Origin of the sequence: Stenotrophomonas sp. PFBMAA-4, from assembly GCF_030053215.1 — a bacterium.
Lineage (GTDB): Bacteria > Pseudomonadota > Gammaproteobacteria > Xanthomonadales > Xanthomonadaceae > Stenotrophomonas.
On the sequence record NZ_JASGBW010000082.1, the window covers coordinates 1 to 338 of the forward strand.

Consider the following 338-nt stretch of genomic DNA (forward strand, 5'->3'; position numbering starts at 1 on the left):
CCCAGCCGTTCCACCGGCTGCTCGCCGGGGCTGCGGCCATCGCTGCCGGGCTTCATCGCGTTCTGCCCGTTCACGTCGCCGCTGTAGCGGCCCTGCGCCTGCGGATCGATCTGCTCGCGCAGCTGCTTGGTCCGCTCGAACTCGGCCAGGCCGGGCACCTGCTGCTGGCCCAGCGTCTGCTGCATCTGTTCCAGGCTGCGCTCGGCCCCCTTCAGCTGCGACACTACGCTGGCGTTGTCCATCACCGTGGAGCCGGCGCCTTGCTGCAGGCTGGCCGACAGCAGCAGGCCTTCGCCGGCGTGCACGTTGCCCCAGCCCTGGGTGGCCAGCTCGAAGCC

1 protein-coding gene is annotated in these 338 nt (G+C 71.3%); it reads right to left on the reverse strand.

Annotated elements, in window-relative coordinates; translation table 11 throughout:
- Positions 1-338 (reverse strand): type VI secretion system Vgr family protein (locus QMZ26_RS21245; protein WP_283222600.1); only part of this gene is annotated, 338 nt, incomplete at both ends.